At 53.1% G+C, this 19,469-nt stretch carries 17 protein-coding genes, 1 rRNA gene and 1 pseudogene; 15 read left to right on the plus strand and 4 right to left on the minus strand.

Features of this window, described 5'->3' with window-relative positions; all coding sequences use genetic code 11:
* Positions 1 to 280: 280 nt before the first annotated feature.
* A complete protein-coding gene (csrD, locus tag ACH1XZ_RS14045) occupies positions 281 to 2,221 on the minus strand; it encodes an RNase E specificity factor CsrD (protein ID WP_395596040.1) in 1,941 nt (646 codons plus the stop codon).
* Positions 2,222 to 2,441: 220 nt separating this feature from the next.
* Between csrD and acuI the strand changes: the two genes are divergently transcribed.
* From acuI to fis, 12 genes and pseudogenes are all read left to right on the plus strand, one after another.
* Entirely contained in the window at positions 2,442 to 3,416 is a 975-nt protein-coding gene (gene acuI / locus ACH1XZ_RS14050; protein ID WP_395596041.1) for an acrylyl-CoA reductase (NADPH), read from the plus strand.
* A gap of 76 nt (positions 3,417 to 3,492) precedes the next feature.
* A complete protein-coding gene (msrP, locus tag ACH1XZ_RS14055) occupies positions 3,493 to 4,491 on the plus strand; it encodes a protein-methionine-sulfoxide reductase catalytic subunit MsrP (protein WP_395596042.1) in 999 nt (332 codons plus the stop codon).
* Complete coding sequence (gene msrQ / locus ACH1XZ_RS14060) at positions 4,491 to 5,090, plus strand: protein-methionine-sulfoxide reductase heme-binding subunit MsrQ (protein ID WP_395596043.1); 600 nt, start codon at positions 4,491 to 4,493, stop codon at positions 5,088 to 5,090. The genes msrP and msrQ overlap by 1 nt, the downstream gene beginning before the upstream one ends.
* A 234-nt stretch (positions 5,091 to 5,324) precedes the next feature.
* Positions 5,325 to 5,777, plus strand: coding sequence for a type II 3-dehydroquinate dehydratase (gene aroQ, locus ACH1XZ_RS14065; RefSeq protein WP_035891225.1), 453 nt, complete (start codon positions 5,325 to 5,327; stop codon positions 5,775 to 5,777).
* Between the two features lie 22 nt (positions 5,778 to 5,799).
* Complete coding sequence (gene accB / locus ACH1XZ_RS14070; protein WP_395596044.1) at positions 5,800 to 6,261, plus strand: acetyl-CoA carboxylase biotin carboxyl carrier protein; 462 nt, start codon at positions 5,800 to 5,802, stop codon at positions 6,259 to 6,261.
* Positions 6,262 to 6,271: 10 nt separating this feature from the next.
* Positions 6,272 to 7,621 (plus strand): acetyl-CoA carboxylase biotin carboxylase subunit, encoded by a 1,350-nt coding sequence (gene accC, locus ACH1XZ_RS14075; protein ID WP_395596045.1) that lies wholly within the window; start codon positions 6,272 to 6,274, stop codon positions 7,619 to 7,621.
* Positions 7,622 to 7,731: 110 nt separating this feature from the next.
* Positions 7,732 to 7,974: a YhdT family protein gene (locus tag ACH1XZ_RS14080; RefSeq protein ID WP_395596046.1), complete on the plus strand. Its 243-nt coding sequence runs from the start codon at positions 7,732 to 7,734 to the stop codon at positions 7,972 to 7,974.
* Complete coding sequence (gene panF / locus ACH1XZ_RS14085; RefSeq protein ID WP_395596047.1) at positions 7,964 to 9,415, plus strand: sodium/pantothenate symporter; 1,452 nt, start codon at positions 7,964 to 7,966, stop codon at positions 9,413 to 9,415. Before ACH1XZ_RS14080 ends, panF begins: the two co-directional genes overlap by 11 nt.
* Before the next feature lie 11 nt (positions 9,416 to 9,426).
* Positions 9,427 to 10,308 (plus strand): 50S ribosomal protein L11 methyltransferase, encoded by an 882-nt coding sequence (gene prmA / locus ACH1XZ_RS14090; RefSeq protein ID WP_395596048.1) that lies wholly within the window; start codon positions 9,427 to 9,429, stop codon positions 10,306 to 10,308.
* A gap of 16 nt (positions 10,309 to 10,324) precedes the next feature.
* A pseudogene (locus ACH1XZ_RS14095) lies at positions 10,325 to 10,480 on the plus strand (carbonic anhydrase family protein); the annotation flags it as partial.
* Positions 10,481 to 10,808: 328 nt separating this feature from the next.
* Complete coding sequence (gene dusB / locus ACH1XZ_RS14100; protein ID WP_395596049.1) at positions 10,809 to 11,774, plus strand: tRNA dihydrouridine synthase DusB; 966 nt, start codon at positions 10,809 to 10,811, stop codon at positions 11,772 to 11,774.
* 23 nt (positions 11,775 to 11,797) lie between these two features.
* Positions 11,798 to 12,094 (plus strand): DNA-binding transcriptional regulator Fis, encoded by a 297-nt coding sequence (gene fis, locus ACH1XZ_RS14105; RefSeq protein ID WP_000462905.1) that lies wholly within the window; start codon positions 11,798 to 11,800, stop codon positions 12,092 to 12,094.
* 71 nt (positions 12,095 to 12,165) lie between these two features.
* Here the strand turns inward: fis and ACH1XZ_RS14110 are convergent, their stop codons facing one another.
* A complete protein-coding gene (locus ACH1XZ_RS14110) occupies positions 12,166 to 12,999 on the minus strand; it encodes an MBL fold metallo-hydrolase (RefSeq protein ID WP_395596050.1) in 834 nt (277 codons plus the stop codon).
* Positions 13,000 to 13,120: 121 nt separating this feature from the next.
* Positions 13,121 to 13,774: an acrEF/envCD operon transcriptional regulator gene (gene envR / locus ACH1XZ_RS14115; RefSeq protein ID WP_395596051.1), complete on the minus strand. Its 654-nt coding sequence runs from the start codon at positions 13,772 to 13,774 to the stop codon at positions 13,121 to 13,123.
* A gap of 360 nt (positions 13,775 to 14,134) precedes the next feature.
* On the opposite strand from envR, the gene ACH1XZ_RS14120 reads away from it, so the two are divergent.
* The 3 genes from ACH1XZ_RS14120 to ACH1XZ_RS14130 all read left to right on the plus strand — a co-directional run bounded on the left by ACH1XZ_RS14120 (position 14,135) and on the right by ACH1XZ_RS14130 (position 18,937).
* Positions 14,135 to 15,274: an efflux RND transporter periplasmic adaptor subunit gene (locus tag ACH1XZ_RS14120; protein ID WP_395596052.1), complete on the plus strand. Its 1,140-nt coding sequence runs from the start codon at positions 14,135 to 14,137 to the stop codon at positions 15,272 to 15,274.
* A 12-nt stretch (positions 15,275 to 15,286) separates the two neighbouring features.
* Positions 15,287 to 18,397: an efflux RND transporter permease subunit gene (locus tag ACH1XZ_RS14125; RefSeq protein WP_395596053.1), complete on the plus strand. Its 3,111-nt coding sequence runs from the start codon at positions 15,287 to 15,289 to the stop codon at positions 18,395 to 18,397.
* A gap of 318 nt (positions 18,398 to 18,715) precedes the next feature.
* Positions 18,716 to 18,937 (plus strand): lipoprotein, encoded by a 222-nt coding sequence (locus ACH1XZ_RS14130; RefSeq protein WP_035891258.1) that lies wholly within the window; start codon positions 18,716 to 18,718, stop codon positions 18,935 to 18,937.
* 435 nt (positions 18,938 to 19,372) lie between these two features.
* On the opposite strand, the gene rrf is transcribed toward ACH1XZ_RS14130, so the two are convergent.
* A 5S ribosomal RNA gene (gene rrf, locus ACH1XZ_RS14135) occupies positions 19,373 to 19,469 on the minus strand; the annotation flags it as partial.

The following is a 19,469-nucleotide window of genomic DNA, read 5'->3' on the forward strand; positions in this document are numbered from 1 at the left end:
GCGGAAAAATAAAATCCGCTTACTTTACCAACCACACGCAGCAGCGACAAGGCGCAAAAATCATCTGCAACGGTGAAAATTAGTGCAGTTCGTTACCTCTGTTACAAATCCAACCTGAGTCCTTCAGTGCAGGAATACTCACTGCCGCTCCATCCTGGATTTGTCCCTGTCAAAGGTCGACACATGCATGTGTGCGTCTTTTTTCCCGGCGAGCAGACATGCACACTCCCGAAAAAAACCGCGCGCGTTATTCTACGTGATAAACACGTTAAACAGCAGGTCAAACCGAATATCTTTGCGAATATTTTTTCACATTTGAGTCAAGTGGCTGGGAAGCAGCAAAAAAATCACCCTGACCGCCGAAAACTCCGCATTTGGTCAACTCTTGCCACTCGCCCCGGCTGCGGACTCCGGCGGCGAAAACCTGAATCGACGTACCCTTACAGGCTTCAACCAGACTTTGCACCAACAGCTGATTCTGACTGCGTTTTTCAATATTGCGCACCAGTACCGGATCGAGCTTAATCAGCTCAACCTCAAGCTGCTTAATCCAGGTGGTACTGACTAAGGCTAAACCTGCCTGCGTTACCGCAACCCGAACGCCTAATGCATGAATTAAACGAACGACTGGCTGTAAACGCGTCATATGTTGACAGACATCTACCTCTGCAAGTTCAAAAATAATCCGTCGACGTTGAGATTTTTCGCACTGCATCAATGTATCACGCAGCCAGCGCTGGAATCGCGGGCGAATAAGCGACTCAACCGTCACCTGAATCGCCAGGTTTTCCTCTGGCCAGAAACCAAGGAATGGGATCAGGCGAGTAATCTGCTGGCGGTCATATTCTTCGCCAAGGCCAAACTCCAGCACCATCGGCATATATTCCGCGGCGATAACCTCTTCTTTACCGTCAAAAATACGGCACATCAGTTCACGGTGATGAACGCTGCCGTCGAGGTTGACCGCCGGTTTTTGGTAAAGGCGCGGGCCGCCGCGGCTGAGCATCTGCTCAATCAGGGTGCGCCAGCGGACGTTCCCGCGCCCTTTCTCCGGCAGCGAGTCATCGTAAATCGCCCAACTGTTACTGCCCTGTAGCACCGCATTGCGTACCGCCGCCTCAGCGTGCTCCATGACCTGCTCGGTGGTCTGCCCGCCGCGCCAGGCGCAAATGCCGATGTGCATCATGTCATCACGGTCGAGGATTTTCGCCAGCGGGAGTCCATCAATGGCTTTGAGCAGTTGCCCGGCGATGCTGTCGGCTTCTTTTAAGGTGCGATGCGGTAGCAGGACGGTAAAGTCGCTGCGGCGATAGCGCGCCAGCAACGCTCCGGGGTAACGCATAATAAAGGTGGAAAGCAGATTGATGAGCGTAAAGACATGTTCTTCCGCCGCGGCCCGGCCCCAGTTGTCGCGCAGGAAGTCAAAGTCCGGCAGGCGGATCATCATCACAATGCCGTGCGACCCCACGTTTTCCTGATCGTCGAGCAGCGTCGCAAGCTGGTTATCAAAGAACAGTCGGTTACTCAGCCCGGTTTTCGAGTCCTGAGCCGCGTAGGAGCGAATCAGCGTATCCAGTCGGCTACGCTGTTCTCCGGCAAACTGGATCTCAGAGAGCAACATATCCAGCGCCGAACTGGTGCGGGCGGGCCATTCATGGATATTACCTTTGGCTTTCGGCCCGCGCTCGCCGTTAAGAATACGAATAGAGCGCAGCTCCAGCAGTTCTTCCCCCGCCAGCTGTCGACGCAGCCAGCGCACGGCGATAAACACCACCAGCACCATAAAGGCAATGGTAATGGTCAGCGGCGCGGTGGTCATCAACGAGCGGAAATAGTTAGCCATCGGGTCCTGATAGACCAGATGAATCTTCATGCCGGGATGTTTCAGTGACGAGACTTCCATCTCGCGGTACTGATAGTGGCTACCTACCGGCAGATAGCTGCTGGTACGGCTATGCTGGAGCAGCGTTTTTCCATTCTGCGTGAAATCGATACGGACGATATCAAGCGGCACCATGATTTCATCAAGCTGATCGTCGAGCTTGTCGAACGGCGTGTTAACCAGGCGGTTATCCAATACCGTTGCCACGGCCTGCACACGACTGGCTATCTTGTACTGTATGCCGTTATAAAAACTCAGTGAGGAGCCAATTAACGTCACAAAGATGGTAAGCCCGGTTAAGAGCGTAAAAAAGGCTGAGAACTTCGTCGTTAATCGCATCCCTGTGTTAACTCCGTGGGTTAATCATCCCCGACAGAGAGCCGGGCGCCTGTGTCCGTACATTACTATCAGAAGTAAGCACTAACATATCAAACCAGGTCGGCATACTACCAAACCTGGCGGATCTGGCAATTTATTGCGCCAAATCGCCAACAAATAATGATAAACGAGTATAGTCCCCGGTAAATTTTTTCACTATCAGTCCATGTAAGGAAGGGTTATGCAGGCACTCATCTTAGAACAGCAGGATGGTAAAACTATCGCCGCAGTGAAGACCGTTGACGACAGTCTGCTGCCGCCAGGTAACGTCACTGTCGATATCCAGTGGTCCAGCCTGAACTATAAAGACGCACTCGCTATCACCGGAAAAGGGAAAATCATCCGTAACTTCCCGATGGTGCCAGGCATCGACTTTGCCGGGACGGTTCACGCCAGCGATGACGCGCGCTTTGCACCGGGCCAGCAGGTGCTGCTGACCGGCTGGGGCGTGGGCGAAAACCATTGGGGCGGCCTGTCCGAGCGCGCGCGCGTCAACGGCGACTGGCTGGTACCGCTGCCCGCAGGCCTGGATGGACGCAAAGCGATGATCATCGGCACCGCGGGCTTCACCGCGATGCTGTGCGTGATGGCATTGGAAGATGCGGGCGTGCGCCCTGAAGAGGGTGAAATCGTGGTGACGGGCGCCAGCGGCGGCGTCGGCAGTACCGCTATCGCCCTGCTGCATAAGCTGGGCTATCAGGTAGCGGCGGTGTCCGGTCGCGAAAGCACCCATAGCTACCTTCGCGCGCTGGGGGCAAACCGTATTCTGGGTCGCGATGAGTTCGCGGAAACCCGTCCGCTGGAAAAACAGATCTGGGCCGGTGCGGTCGATACCGTTGGCGATAAAGTGCTGGCCAAAGTGCTGGCGCAGATGAACTACGGCGGTTGTGTCGCGGCCTGTGGCCTGGCCGGTGGCTTTGCGCTGCCTACCACCGTGATGCCGTTCATCCTGCGTAACGTTCGTCTACAAGGCGTGGATTCAGTGATGACACCAGCGGCACGCCGCGCACAAGCATGGAAACGTCTGGTTACCGATTTACCAGAATCCTTCTTCGCGCAGAGCGCAACGGAGATAAACCTTTCTCAAGCGCCTGAATTTGCAGATAAAATTATCAGTAATCAGATTCAGGGTCGCACCCTGGTGAAAATCGACTAAGCACTTATTTTTCAAGGCGCACTCGCGTTAATTTGACTCCTCCGCCATGCTTAACAAAAGCCTGCCGGAGGAAGTCATGAAATCCCGTAAATTAACTGAAGCAGACGTCACCGCCGAGTCTGTTTTTATGCTTCAGCGCCGCCAGGTGCTGAAGATGCTTGGTATCAGCACCGCTGCCGCCTCACTTCCACTGCACGCCTCCAGTCTGACGGACTGGTTCAAAGGTAACGACCGCCCGCCAGCCCCGGCAGGAAAACCGCTGACGTTCAGCAAGCCAGATGAATGGCAGAGCACACTGACGCTGACACCAGAAAATAAAGTCACCGGCTATAACAACTTCTATGAATTCGGCCTCGATAAAGCCGACCCCGCCGCTAACGCCGGGAGCCTCCCCATAGATCCATGGAAGCTCACCATTGGCGGTGAAGTCGCAAAACCGCTAACGCTCGATCATGACGATTTAACCAAACGCTTCCCGCTGGAACAGCGTATCTATCGTATGCGCTGCGTTGAGGCCTGGTCGATGGTGGTGCCGTGGATTGGTTTCCCACTGCATAAACTGCTGGCCGCCGTTGAGCCCACCAGCAACGCGAAGTATGTAGCATTTAAAACGCTCTACTCCCCTGAGCACATGCCTGGGCAGAAAGACCGGTTTATCGGCGGTGGTCTTGCTTATCCTTATATAGAAGGATTGCGCCTGGACGAAGCCATGAATCCGCTCACGCTACTCACCGTCGGCGTTTATGGTAAAGCGTTACCGCCGCAAAACGGCGCGCCGATCCGCCTGACGGTGCCGTGGAAATACGGCTTTAAGGGGATAAAATCCATCGTCAGCATTATGCTGACCCGCGAGCGCCCGGACTCCACATGGAACCTGGCCGCACCGGACGAATATGGTTTTTTTGCCAACGTGAACCCGCATGTCGATCATCCGCGCTGGTCTCAGGCGACGGAGCGTTTTATCGGTTCCGGCGGTATTCTCGACGTGCAGCGCCAACCGACGCTGCTGTTTAACGGCTATGCCAATGAAGTGGCTTCGCTTTATCGTGGAATGAATTTGCGGGAGAATTTTTAATGCGTTTAACGGCTAAACAGGTCACCTGGCTGAAGGTTTTCCTGCATCTTGCGGCCTTTTTGCCGTTTGTCTGGCTGTTCTGGGCCGTTTCTCAGGGGCTACTCAGCGCCGACCCGGTGAAGGATATTCAACATTTTACCGGTAGGATGGCTCTGAAATTACTGCTGGCGACCTTGTTGGTCGCCCCGCTGGCGCGCTACGCTAAACAACCGCTGCTGATTCGCACCCGTCGCCTGCTGGGATTATGGTGCTTTGCATGGGCCACCATCCATCTCACCAGCTACAGCGTTCTGGAGCTGGGTATCCGGAATTTGTCGCTATTAGGGCAGGAGATCGCCACACGTCCTTATCTTCTGCTGGGATTTGCCTGCTGGCTGATTTTATTGGCCCTGGCGGTGACATCTACCCAGGCAATGCAGCGAAAATTGGGCCGACGCTGGCAGCTTTTGCATAACTTCGTCTATCTTGTCGCGATCCTCGCACCGATACATTTCCTGTGGTCGGTAAAGATTATCTCACCACAACCGGTTATCTACGCAGCCATCGCGATCGTGCTTTTAGCCTGCCGTTATAAGAAGTTTCGCCAGTGGTGGCGCTAGTTTCGTGAGATGTGCGGTTTACCGCAATTCTCTTATAGTCAGACGTTCTTTACACGATAGCAGTTGATAATCTTCCCTGATAAGACCAGTATTTAGCTGCCAAATGCTACGAAATAGTTATAATGTGCGACCTTGGTTTTCCCGACCGGGTTTTTACCCCCCCGAAAGGGTGACAATCGCGCATCGAAGGTATATTTTGTTTTTTACCCGAGAATTGCAGGAGATAGCAGCACAATGACTGACAAGTTTCGCATTTTGCTTTTGAACGGTCCGAACCTGAATATGTTAGGCACCCGTGAGCCAGAGAAGTACGGCACGCTGACGCTTTCCCAGATCGTAAGCCGCTTAACCGCGGAAGCTGAAACCCTGAACGTCACGCTCGACAGCCTGCAATCCAACGCCGAGTACGTCCTCATCGACCGTATTCATCAGGCTAAAGACAATATTGACTATATCCTGATTAATCCGGCCGCGTTCACGCACACGAGCGTTGCCCTTCGCGATGCGTTGCTGGCGGTGAGTATCCCGTTTATCGAGATCCACCTGAGCAACGTCCATGCGCGCGAACCATTCCGCCATCACTCGTATCTGTCTGATATCGCTTCTGGCGTTATCTGCGGACTCGGGGCTGACGGCTATTCATACGCTTTACAGACGGCGGTAAAACGCCTGTCACAATCAAACTAAACAAAGAGTACGGAACCCACTCATGGATATTCGTAAGATTAAAAAACTGATCGAGCTGGTCGAAGAGTCTGGCATCAACGAACTGGAAATTTCTGAAGGTGAAGAGTCAGTGCGCATCAGCCGCTCTGCTCCGAACACCGGTATGCCAGTGATGCAACAGGCCTACGCAGCGCCTGTCATGCAAGCGCAAGCACCTGTTGCAGCAGCCGCACCAGCTGCAGTTGAAGCTCCGGCTAAAGCTGAAATCAGTGGTCACATCGTACGTTCCCCGATGGTTGGTACTTTCTATCGCACCCCAGGCCCGGACGCGAAAGCATTCGTGGAAGTTGGTCAGAAAGTAAACGTAGGCGATACCCTGTGCATCGTTGAAGCGATGAAAATGATGAACCAGATCGAAGCTGACAAAGCAGGGACTGTGAAAGCAATCCTGGTAGAAAGCGGTCAGCCAGTTGAATTTGACGAGCCTCTGGTCGTCATCGAGTAACGAGGCGAAGATGCTGGATAAAATTGTCATCGCCAACCGCGGCGAGATTGCACTGCGTATTCTTCGTGCCTGTAAAGAACTGGGCATCAAGACCGTGGCTGTGCACTCCACTGCGGACCGCGATTTAAAACACGTACTGCTGGCGGATGAAACGGTCTGTATTGGCCCGGCTCAGTCCGTAAAAAGCTATCTGAACATCCCGGCTATTATCAGCGCTGCTGAGATCACCGGGGCTGTTGCGATTCACCCAGGCTATGGCTTCCTCTCTGAGAACGCCAACTTTGCCGAGCAGGTTGAACGTTCCGGCTTTATCTTCATCGGCCCGAAAGCCGACACCATTCGCCTGATGGGCGACAAAGTGTCCGCGATCACCGCCATGAAGAAAGCGGGCGTACCAACCGTTCCTGGCTCTGACGGCCCGCTGGGCGAAGATATGGACGTTAACCGCGCGCATGCTAAACGCATCGGCTACCCGGTTATCATCAAAGCCTCCGGCGGCGGCGGCGGTCGCGGTATGCGCGTTGTGCGCAACGACGCAGACCTGGCGCAGTCTATTGCCATGACCAAAGCGGAAGCCAAAGCGGCTTTCAGCAACGACATGGTTTACATGGAAAAATACCTGGAAAATCCTCGCCACGTCGAGATTCAGGTACTGGCTGACGGTCAGGGCAACGCTATCTATCTGGCTGAACGTGACTGCTCCATGCAGCGTCGTCACCAGAAAGTTGTCGAAGAAGCACCAGCGCCGGGTATTACCCCGGAACTTCGTCGCTACATCGGCGAACGCTGCGCGAAAGCGTGCGTGGATATCGGCTACCGTGGCGCAGGTACTTTCGAGTTCCTGTTCGAAAACGGCGAGTTCTATTTCATCGAAATGAACACCCGTATCCAGGTAGAGCACCCGGTTACCGAGATGATCACCGGCGTTGACCTTATCAAAGAGCAGCTGCGTATCGCTGCCGGTCAGCCGCTGTCCATCAAGCAAGAAGAAGTCCATGTCCGTGGCCATGCGGTAGAATGCCGTATCAACGCCGAAGACCCAGACACCTTCCTGCCAAGCCCGGGTAAAATTACCCGCTTCCACGCGCCGGGCGGCTTTGGCGTTCGTTGGGAATCTCATATTTACGCTGGCTACACCGTACCACCGTACTATGACTCAATGATCGGCAAACTCATCTGTTACGGTGAGACCCGTGACGTGGCAATTGCTCGCATGAAGAACGCGCTGCAGGAACTGATCATCGACGGTATCAAAACCAACGTTGATCTGCAGATGCGTATCATGGCCGACGAGAACTTCCAGCATGGTGGTACCAACATCCACTACCTGGAGAAAAAACTCGGATTACAGGAAAAATAATCCTGTTATCGCAGCAAAAGGCCGGATTTCCCGGCCTTTTTTCTTTTTCTCTCCCCTCATCTTTTCCTTGCGGTACAATCCCCGCTTTCTTCATCCACAAGGGACAAAAAATGGACAGGCGTTTTGTTCAGGCCCATAAAGAGGCGCGCTGGGCGCTTTGGCTAACCCTTCTCTATCTTGCTGCGTGGTTAGCGTGTGCTTACTTACCTGACTCCACGCAGGGTATCACAGGTCTACCGCACTGGTTTGAAATGGCCTGCCTGCTGATGCCGCTGATTTTTATTTTGCTGTGCTGGCTGATGGTCCGCTTTGTCTTCCGCGACATCCCGCTGGAGGATAAAGATGCAAACTGAGATTATCGTCGTTCTCGTGCTTTACCTGTTCGTGGTGTTCGGCCTGTCGCTGTATGCCATGCGTAAACGCAGCACCGGCTCCTTCCTCAGCGAATATTTCCTCGGCAGCCGTTCGATGGGCGGTTTTGTGCTGGCGATGACGTTGACCACCACCTATATCAGCGCCAGCTCGTTTATCGGCGGGCCGGGTGCCGCCTATAAATACGGGCTGGGCTGGGTGCTGCTGGCGCTGATCCAGGTGCCGACTATCTGGCTGTCGCTGGGGGTACTCGGTAAAAAGTTCGCCATTCTGGCGCGACGCTATAACGCCATTACTCTCAACGACATGCTGCAGGCGCGCTACCAGAACCGCGCAGTAGTGTGGATTGCCAGTATCAGCCTGTTGGTTGCTTTCGTCGGCGCGATTGCGGTGCAGTTTATCGGCGGCGCACGCCTGCTGGAGACGGCGGCGGGCATTAAGTATGAAAACGGCCTGCTGATTTTCGGCATCACGATTGCGCTGTACACCGCCTTTGGCGGCTTCCGCGCCAGCGTGCTTAACGACACTATGCAGGGCATGGTGATGCTGATTGGCACCATTGTGCTGCTGGTCGGCGTGGTGCACGCCGCAGGTGGGCTACACAATGCCGTCGATACGCTGGAGCAGATTAACCCGCAGCTGGTCTCGCCGCACGGTGCGGACGATATCCTGACGCCAACCTTTATGACCTCCTTCTGGGTGCTGGTCTGTTTCGGGGTGATTGGCCTGCCGCATACCGCCGTTCGCTGCATCTCTTATAAAGACAGCAAGGCGGTGCATCGCGGGATTATCATCGGCACCATCGTAGTAGCGATACTGATGCTAGGGATGCACCTGGCGGGTGCGCTGGGCCGCGCCGTGCTGCCGCACCTGACCGTACCAGATCTGGTTATTCCGACGCTGATGGTGCAGGTATTACCGCCGTGGGCAGCCGGTCTGTTCCTTGCCGCGCCGATGGCCGCTATTATGTCGAACGTGAACGCCCACCTGCTGCAAGCGTCGGCGACCATCATTAAAGATCTGTGGCTCAGCGCGAGCCCGACTAAAATTCGTAATGAGCACCGCATTAAGCGCATCTCCACATGGACGACGCTGGTGCTCGGTATTCTGATGATGCTCGCCGCCTGGCGTCCGCCGGAGATGATTATCTGGCTAAATCTGCTCGCCTTTGGCGGGCTGGAAGCGGTGTTCCTGTGGCCATTAGTGCTCGGTCTGTACTGGGAGCGGGCGAACGCTGCCGGGGCGCTGAGTGCGATGATTGTCGGCGGCGTACTGTATGCCGTGCTGGCCACGTTTAATATTCAGTATCTGGGCTTCCATCCGATTGTGCCCTCGTTACTGCTAAGTTTGCTGGCGTTTATGGTTGGGAACCGTTTTGGTCAACCCGTCCCACAAGCTGCCGTAATTTCTTCTGATAAATAAAGAGTTTTGCCATGCCGTGGATCCAACTAAAACTGAACACAACCGGCGCCAATGCCGAAGATCTTAGCGATGCGCTGATGGAAGCCGGCTCGGTCTCCATCACCTTCCAGGATACGCATGACACGCCGGTCTTTGAGCCGCTGCCGGGTGAAACGCGTCTGTGGGGCGATACCGACGTTATCGGCCTGTTCGATGCAGAAACCGACATGAAAGAGGTGGTTGCCATCCTGGAACAGCATCCGCTGTTGGGTGAAGGCTTCGCCCACAAAATTGAACAGTTAGAAGATAAAGACTGGGAACGCGAGTGGATGGATAACTTCCATCCAATGCGCTTTGGCGAGCGCCTATGGATCTGCCCAAGCTGGCGCGATGTGCCGGACGTTAACGCCGTTAACGTGATGCTCGATCCAGGCCTGGCCTTCGGCACCGGTACGCACCCAACTACCTCCCTGTGTTTGCAGTGGCTGGACGGGCTGGATTTAGCCGGCAAAACGGTCATCGACTTTGGTTGTGGTTCCGGGATCCTCGCGATCGCCGCGCTGAAGTTAGGTGCCGCAAAAGCGATCGGGATCGACATCGATCCGCAGGCTATTCAGGCTAGCCGCGATAACGCCCAGCGTAACGGCGTCTCTGAGCGTCTGGAATTGTACCTACCGCAGGATCAGCCAGAAGCCATGAAAGCCGATGTCGTGGTCGCAAACATCCTGGCTGGCCCATTACGCGAGCTGGCACCGTTAATCAGCGTGCTGCCGGTTACAGGCGGTCTGCTGGGGCTTTCCGGTATCCTGGCAAGCCAGGCGGAAAGTATCTGTGAAGCCTATGCCGATCTCTTTGACCTCGACGCCGTCGTGGAGAAAGAAGAGTGGTGCCGCATTACCGGCCGCAAAAAATAGTCCCTTCTTGTGGCCTCTCTGGAGGCCACCTTGCTCTCAGAGGTTGACCTGGATTGTCCTTAAGCACCCAATGACCCTTTCAGAAACGCTGCTGAAAAAATTCACCCACACGATGCACCATGACAACAACCGACCAGCACAGCCGCTCAATGGCCGTGTTGTTGTCGAATAAGCCGCAGAATAGTGTCGGGATCATGTCCTGAAATGGGAGCATTGTCACACTATGTCACAATAATCTGCTGATTAAATCAGCAGATTATCTTGCCAGATCTCCCTCAGTCGAAGAAAAAGTGAGAAGTTACTCAAAAATATAGATGTAGATAAAATCGCCATAATTTTCTAATTAGATGATTTATATAATTAATTCTTTAGTAGCGATCGCGCTTACTGCGATTCTTTGATCCACCTCAGAGGATTGGTTAAAGTTTGGCCTTTCATCTCGTGCAAAAAATGCGTAATATACGCCGCCTTGCAGTCACAGTATGGTCATTTCTTAACTCATGCGTATCGGACAACACCAGCTCAGAAATCGACTGATCGCAGCACCTATGGCAGGTATTACCGACCGGCCGTTCAGGACGCTGTGCTATGAGATGGGAGCAGGTTTAACCGTTTCCGAGATGATGTCGTCTAACCCGCAGGTCTGGGAAAGCGATAAGTCCCGCCTTCGGATGGTGCACATTGATGAACCAGGTATTCGTACCGTGCAAATTGCCGGAAGCGTGCCTGAAGAGATGGCAGATGCCGCGCGTATCAACGTGGAAAGTGGCGCCCAAATTATTGATATCAATATGGGTTGCCCGGCCAAAAAAGTGAATCGCAAGCTTGCAGGTTCAGCCCTTCTGCAATACCCCGACCAGGTGAAGTCAATCCTGACGGCGGTTGTCAGCGCAGTGGACGTTCCTGTTACGTTAAAGATTCGCACGGGTTGGTCGCCGGAACACCGTAACTGTGTAGAGATTGCCCAACTGGCCGAAGACTGTGGCATTCAGGCCCTGACCATTCATGGACGCACACGCGCCTGTTTGTTCAATGGTGAAGCTGAATACGACAGCATTCGGGCAGTTAAGCAGAAAGTTTCCATTCCGGTTATCGCGAATGGTGACATTACTGACCCGCTTAAAGCCAGAGCTGTACTCGACTATACGGGGGCTGATGCCCTGATGATAGGACGTGCCGCTCAGGGAAGACCCTGGATCTTTCGGGAAATCCAGCATTATCTGGACACTGGGGAGTTGCTTGCTCCACTGCCACTGGCAGAGATTAAGCGCTTGCTTTGTGCGCACGTTCGGGAACTGCATGACTTTTATGGTCAGGCAAAAGGGTACCGAATCGCGCGTAAACACGTATCCTGGTATCTCCAGGAACACGCTCCAAATGACCAGTTTCGGCGCACATTCAACGCCATAGAGGATGCCAGCGTACAGCTGGAGGCGTTGGAGGCATACTTCGAAAATCTTGCGTAATGAAATAAAGAGCTGACAGAACTATGTTCGAACAACGCGTAAATTCTGACGTACTGACCGTTTCTACCGTTAACTCTCAGGATCAGGTAACTCAAAAACCCCTGCGTGACTCGGTTAAACAGGCACTGAAGAACTATTTTGCTCAACTGAACGGTCAGGATGTTAATGACCTGTATGAGCTGGTACTGGCTGAAGTAGAACAGCCCCTGTTGGACATGGTGATGCAATACACCCGTGGTAACCAGACCCGCGCAGCCCTGATGATGGGCATCAACCGTGGTACTCTGCGTAAGAAACTGAAAAAATACGGCATGAACTGATACTAATCAGTTAATTGCTTGATTTTGAAGGCGCTACTCGGCATGGGGAAGCGCCTTTTTTATTGCCTGTTTTACGCCTCAGCGTAGACGATGCGATAGCCCTGATCTTCAGGAATAACCCGCGCAAAGCCCGACCCACCAAAGTGCATCCCCGCCACCAGCAGCTTTTCTGCAACCGCCTGCGCCAGAATACGCTTACGCGATGCTTCCGCCTGTTCGCTATCGATATCAAAAGCGATGCTCACCCCAGGGTGTGCGGTCTGAATATGGGGAAAGTGAACGATGTCACCCCAGATAATCAGGCTAGCTTCCGGAGTATCAATTCTGAACCCCGTATGCCCCGGCGTGTGCCCAGGCAGAGGGACGGGATGAATGCCCTCGGCAATCGGCGCTTCGCTGAGCAAGTGAACGCGCTCGCCGTAGGTGGCTAGCGTCTGGCGCGCGCGGATAAAATTACGCCGCTGACGTTCGTTAGCCTGCGCAAACCGCGCATCGTCCAGCCAGAACGCCTTCTCAAGCGGATGCAGATAGAGCTCGGCATTTGGGTAAACCGCCATGCCTTCCTCATCCAGCAAGCCCCCCAGATGGTCAGGATGAGCGTGAGTCAGCAATACCGTATCCACCGCTTCAGGCTGGACACCAGCCCCCTGTAAATTGGCTTTCAGCTGCCCGCCTACGTTATTGACGCCGCCTGTTCCTGAGTCCACCAGAATCGTTCGCCCGCGCCCACGGATAAGATAACCATAGATATGCAGATTTCCAGGCTCGGTAATCCCTGCCTGCTTCTGGATCTCCCCGGCCTCTGTCGTGCTAATACCGGACAGGAGTTCGAGACTCGCTGCCATATTACCGTCGCTGAGCGGCGTCACCAGAAAGTCGCCAATCTGACGGGAAATCGCGTTCATAAACACCTCGTTACGGGGATGATGAGTAGAAGAATAAGATGACAGAAGCCGAAAGCAGAGGACAGCAGAAGCAGAGTCAGATGAATAATCTTCAGGCTTCCCTGCCTGATAGGATCAGCAGTTACTGGTTAACAACCAGTGTAGGCCGGGTAGCCCACAGACGTTGAGCACAAACGGTCGCCATAATATTGTCGACAAGCAGCGGAGCCTGTTGATAGAGATCGAACTGCAGTGGGTCCATCAGCCAATTTTTGATAATACCGCTAAATGCGCTATGTAATACAATCAATATAATCTCAATGTTTGTATCATCAGGTAATATTCTGTTACGCACGCAAGCCTGCAATATATCCCGCATGGAATCATAGCTGAAGCCTATTTTCTTTCTGATTTCATACTCCGGCATCATATCGCTACTAAATTCACACTTATGATACAGAATCTGCATCAGTGCACGCTGCCGCGGCGTTTCAGCGATATATTGCAAACCAACGACAAATTTATTTCTTAAGTTTAATAGTGGATTCGCGCTGTCTATTTGTATCAATTTATGATGAATTAAATCACGTAGCGGCAGTTGTTCTTCCCACATCGCGTTAAATAATTCACTTTTGCTGGAAAAATGCCAGTAAACCGCACCGCGGGTTACCCCTGCAGCATCAGCAATGTCGGTCAGCGTGGTGTTACTCACGCCCCGCTGCGCAAACTGCTCAATGGCTGAGTCAAGCAGCAACTGGCGCGTCTTGAGCGCCTCTTCTTTCGTTTTTCTGGCCATAGCCTGCGTCACTTACCGCAAAATATGCGGTGAATAGAAAATCAATTTAATTCAATTTACCATTGAGACTAACCGCAATATTTAGCAAAAAGTATGATGAGTACTGAAAATCAATAAATCCATTGAATATATATTTCACTAACTAACATTCATATTATGAATGCATTCATTTCATTACCCTCTCCATAAATTCTCTAATCCTGCTATTTTTGCGTTTCCGTGCCTTTGGTGATTGTCCAAAAATAACTATCTCTTACATCCACCGATGTTTATTTGTAGGATAACGAACTGCATTTTTTATTCACCCTTTCTTTCACAGATTTTTAGTCAAACCTGGCTATCAATCTATAAGGAACAGCAATGACGAGTCACGCCAGGGTTACACTTTTATCCAGCTTAATTATCTCTGCGGCATTACTTAGCGGCTGTGATAATTCTGGAAGCCAACAAGCGCATGCGCCAATGCCTCAGGTTACCGTTCACACCGTGAACAACGCGCCATTGTCCATCACTACCGAATTACCAGGCCGTACCTCTGCGTTTCGCGTCGCTGAAGTTCGTCCACAGGTCAGCGGCATTATTCTGAAACGCAACTTTGTGGAAGGTAGTGATGTTGAGGCCGGTCAGTCTCTTTATCAGATAGACCCAGCCACCTACCGGGCGGCCTATGACAGCGCGAAAGGCGATCAGACGAAAGCCGAAGCCGCAGCGGTCATCGCTCACTTGACCGTGAAGCGCTATGTCCCTCTGCTAGGCACCAAATACATCAGCCAACAAGACTATGACCAGGCGGTAGCGACAGCACGTCAGGCCGATGCTGACGTCATGGCTGCGAAAGCTGCCGTTGAGACAGCGCGTATTAACCTCGCCTACACCAAAGTGACCTCACCAATCACCGGCCGCATTGGTAAATCTAGCGTGACTGAAGGTGCCCTGGTGACCAACGGGCAGTCAGATGCATTGGCAACGGTACAGCAGTTGGATCCCATCTACGTCGATGTCACCCAGTCCAGCAGTGATTTTATGCGCCTCAAGCAAGAAAGCTTGCAGCAAGGTGGCGACGCCAAAAGCGTTCAGTTGTTGATGGAAAACGGTCAGCCTTACGCGCTGAAAGGTTCGCTGCAGTTCTCAGACGTTACCGTGGATGAAAGCACCGGCTCTATCACCCTTCGCGCTATTTTCCCTAACCCGCAGCATGTACTGCTGCCAGGGATGTTCGTTCGCGCTCGCATTGATGAAGGCGTAAATCCAAACGCTATGCTGGTTCCGCAGCAGGGTGTGACTCGTACCCCACGCGGCGATGCAACGGTTCTGCTGGTGAACGATAAGAATCAGGTGGAAACGCGCAACGTGGTTGCGGCTCAGGCCGTTGGCGACCAGTGGCTGATTACCAGTGGCCTGAAAGCGGGCGATAAGGTGATTGTCAGCGGGCTGCAGAAAGTACGCCCAGGCGCAACCGTGAAGGCTGAAGAGGATACCGCAGCACCTGCTGCGAAATAAGGTACCGACCACATGTCTAAGTTTTTTATCCATCGACCGGTGTTTGCCTGGGTTCTGGCCATCATCATGATGATTGCAGGTGGCCTGGCCATCCTGCAGTTGCCAATCGCTCAGTACCCAACGATTGCTCCACCTGCAGTGGCGGTTTCAGCAACCTATCCAGGTGCTGATGCGCAAACCGTGCAGGATACCGTCACCCAGGTTATCGAACAGAATATGAATGGTATCGATAACCTGATGTACATGTCCTCAACCAGTGACTCCGCGGGTTCCGTGACCATCACCCTGACCTTTAAGTCAGGTACCGATCCGGATATCGCCCAGGTTCAGGTTCAGAACAAGCTCTCTCTGGCAACGCCTCTGTTGCCACAGGAAGTACAGCAGCAGGGTATCAGCGTAGAGAAGTCGAGCAGCAGCTTCCTGATGGTAGCGGGGTTTATCTCTGATAACCCAACGACCGTACAGGACGATATTTCTGACTACATCGCCTCTAACGTTAAAGACCCTATCAGCCGTCTGAACGGCGTGGGTGACGTCCAGCTCTTTGGTGCGCAGTATGCGATGCGTATCTGGCTTGACGGCAACCTGCTGAACAAATACAGCCTGACACCGGTTGATGTTATTAACCAGTTAAAGGTGCAGAACGACCAGATTGCGGCAGGCCAGTTGGGCGGTACGCCAGCGGTGAAAGGCCAGCAGTTGAACGCCTCGATTATTGCGCAGACGCGTCTGAAAGATCCGGTTGAGTTCGGTAAAGTGACCCTCCGCGTGAACGCCGATGGTTCGGTGGTGCATCTGAGCGACGTCGCGCGTATTGAACTCGGCGGTGAGAACTACAACGTTGTAGCACGTATTAACGGTAAACCGGCATCGGGGCTTGGGATCAAGCTGGCGACCGGCGCGAACGCGCTGGATACCGCCAACGCCATCAAAGCTAAGCTCGCGGAGCTGCAGCCATTCTTCCCTCAGGGGATGAAGGTGGTCTATCCGTATGACACCACGCCGTTCGTGACCATCTCGATTCACGAAGTCATTAAGACGCTGTTTGAGGCGATTATCCTCGTCTTCCTCGTCATGTACCTGTTCTTGCAGAATATCCGTGCGACGCTTATCCCAACTATCGCCGTGCCGGTGGTGCTGCTCGGGACCTTCGCCGTACTATCGATGTTTGGCTACTCGATAAACACCCTAACCATGTTCGGGATGGTGCTCGCGATAGGCCTGCTCGTCGATGACGCCATCGTGGTGGTGGAAAACGTCGAGCGAGTGATGGTTGAGGAGAAACTCTCGCCCGTCGAGGCCACCGAGAAGTCGATGGAGCAGATTCAGGGTGCGCTGGTCGGGATCGCGATGGTACTGTCGGCGGTATTCGTACCGATGGCCTTCTTTGGCGGCTCAACCGGGGCTATCTATCGCCAGTTCTCGATAACCATTGTTTCCGCAATGGCGCTATCAGTTCTGGTAGCCCTGATCCTGACCCCAGCGCTATGCGCCACGCTGCTGAAACCTGCTTCTGCAGATCACTACGAGAAGAAAGGGTTCTTCGGCTGGTTTAACAATAAGTTTGACCAGAGCGTTAACCACTATACCAATAGCGTCAGCGGTATCTTGCGTTCCACCGGGCGTTACCTGCTTATCTATGTGCTGATTGTTGTCGGGATGGCGGTGCTGTTTGTACGCCTGCCAACATCCTTCCTGCCGGATGAGGACCAGGGGGTATTCCTGACCATGGTTCAGCTTCCTGCTGGCGCGACGCAGGAGCGTACGCAGAAAGTATTGGATACCGTCACGCATTACTACCTTAATAACGAGAAGGCAAACGTTGAGAGCGTCTTTACCGTTAACGGCTTCAGCTTTAGCGGCCAGGGTCAGAACTCCGGTATGGCGTTTGTGAGCCTGAAACCGTGGGATGAGCGTAGCGGGGAAGAAAATAGCGCTGAATCCGTCATCAAGCGTGCCACCATGGCCTTCAGCCAGATTAAAGATGCGATGGTGTTCCCGTTCAACATGCCGGCGATTATCGAGCTCGGTACAGCGACCGGTTTCGACTTCGAGCTGATTGACCAGGGTAACCTCGGTCATACGGCATTGACCCAAGCCCGTAATCAGCTTCTTGGCATGGTGCAGCAGCATCCCGATCAGCTGGTTCGCGTGCGTCCAAACGGCCTGGAAGATACTGCGCAGTTCAAACTCGATGTCGATCAGGAAAAAGCACAGGCATTAGGCGTTTCACTGTCCGATATCAATGAGACCATTTCTGCAGCGCTGGGCGGCTACTACGTCAACGACTTTATTGACCACGGTCGCGTGAAGAAGGTTTACGTTCAGGCTGACGCTAAGTTCCGCATGTTGCCAAGCGATGTCAACAACATGTACGTACGCAGTTCAAACGGTGAGATGGTGCCATTCTCCGCCTTCGTGACTTCACGTTGGGTATACGGCTCTCCACGTCTGGAACGTTATAATGGCCTGCCATCCATGGAGATCCTCGGTGAAGCAGCTCCGGGTAAGAGTACCGGTGAGGCGATGACCCTGATGGAACAACTGGCCAGCAAGCTGCCTTCAGGTATTGGCTTTGACTGGACGGGAATGTCCTATCAGGAACGCTTGTCCGGCAACCAGGCACCTGCACTGTACGCAATCTCATTGATTGTCGTCTTCCTGTGTCTGGCAGCACTCTACGAGAGCTGGTCTATTCCGTTCTCCGTTATGTTAGTGGTGCCATTAGGTGTTGTGGGGGCGCTTCTGGCCGCCTCATTACGAGGCCTGAATAACGACGTGTACTTCCAGGTAGGTCTGCTAACAACCATTGGTCTATCGGCGAAGAACGCCATTCTGATCGTTGAGTTTGCTAAAGATCTTATGGATAAAGAAGGTAAAGGGATCATTGAAGCAACGCTCGAGGCATCACGCATGCGTCTGCGCCCTATTCTGATGACCTCTTTGGCCTTCATCCTCGGCGTTATGCCACTGGTTATCAGTCGCGGCGCAGGTAGTGGTGCGCAGAACGCAGTCGGTACCGGCGTCATGGGTGGGATGCTGACCGCGACGCTGCTGGCTATCTTCTTCGTACCGGTATTCTTCGTTGTCGTGAGACGTCGCTTTACCAAACACTCCGAGTGACGCTATCACTCATGATAGAAGGCGCCTGCGGGCGCCTTTCTTTTTGTCCAATAGTCAGGAAGATTAGTGGAGCAAGCTCAATACGTTAGGCTATGCCACCATCAGTTACGCTTCATAGCGCACCATTTCGTTATTTTCTTCTTCATTATTTCTACATAATCCCACCGTTTTCGGACTCCCTTCTCCACGATATTTACGAACCACATAAATTGAGATTATTTCCCCTACCAATGGGCTATAGCGCAGGTGATAAAATAAGCCATTCCGTAATACGACATATTTCTGGCGTAATGAAACGGATTATTTAGAGGCTACATCATGAAAAAATTTATTCTGGTGACGCTGCTGGCAACGCTGCTTGCTGGCTGCGCGCATGACTCACCTTGTGTACCCGTTTATGACGATCAGGGCCGTCTGGTTCACACCAACACCTGCATGAAAGGGACCACACAGGACAACTGGGAAACCGCAGGCGCTATCGCCGGTGGTGCTGCTGCCCTGGCAGGCCTGACGCTGGGTATCGTTGCACTGACCAAATAACACAACGGCCAGAATGCGCATGCTTTCTGGCCTTATCCCGCGCTTGTTGTCATCGTCAGAATGACATCACCATTAATTTTATTATCAATAAACTACCCTCTACGCCTTTTTATTCTTATTCCCGTCGGTGATCCAGGTAGCGCATCATAATAAAGAGATAGCGAGCGCAGTCTTATTTTCAGCACTGTGTTTGCTTAGAATGGAATATATTGTTGAGACAGGTGATGGCTCGTCGTTGTAGATCGGATAAGGCGTTAACACCGCCATCTGGCGGCGTACACCATCCCAGAGTCGGCGTAAAACGCCTCGTCCGGGCGACCAGCGCAGTCTGTAGCCCGGGCGAACACAGTGACCCCGGGAAAATTCACCGCACTTTCATTTGGTACAGACGTAAAAAAGCCCATCCTGACGGATAGGCTTTTTTACTTAATTGATGTCTGGCAGTTCCCTACTCTCGCATGGGGAGACCCCACACTACCATCGGCGCTACGGCGTTTCACTTCTGAGTTCGGCATGGGGTCAGGTGGGACCA

This window comes from Kluyvera chengduensis, from assembly GCF_044197065.1.
Taxonomy (GTDB): domain Bacteria; phylum Pseudomonadota; class Gammaproteobacteria; order Enterobacterales; family Enterobacteriaceae; genus Kluyvera; species Kluyvera ascorbata_C.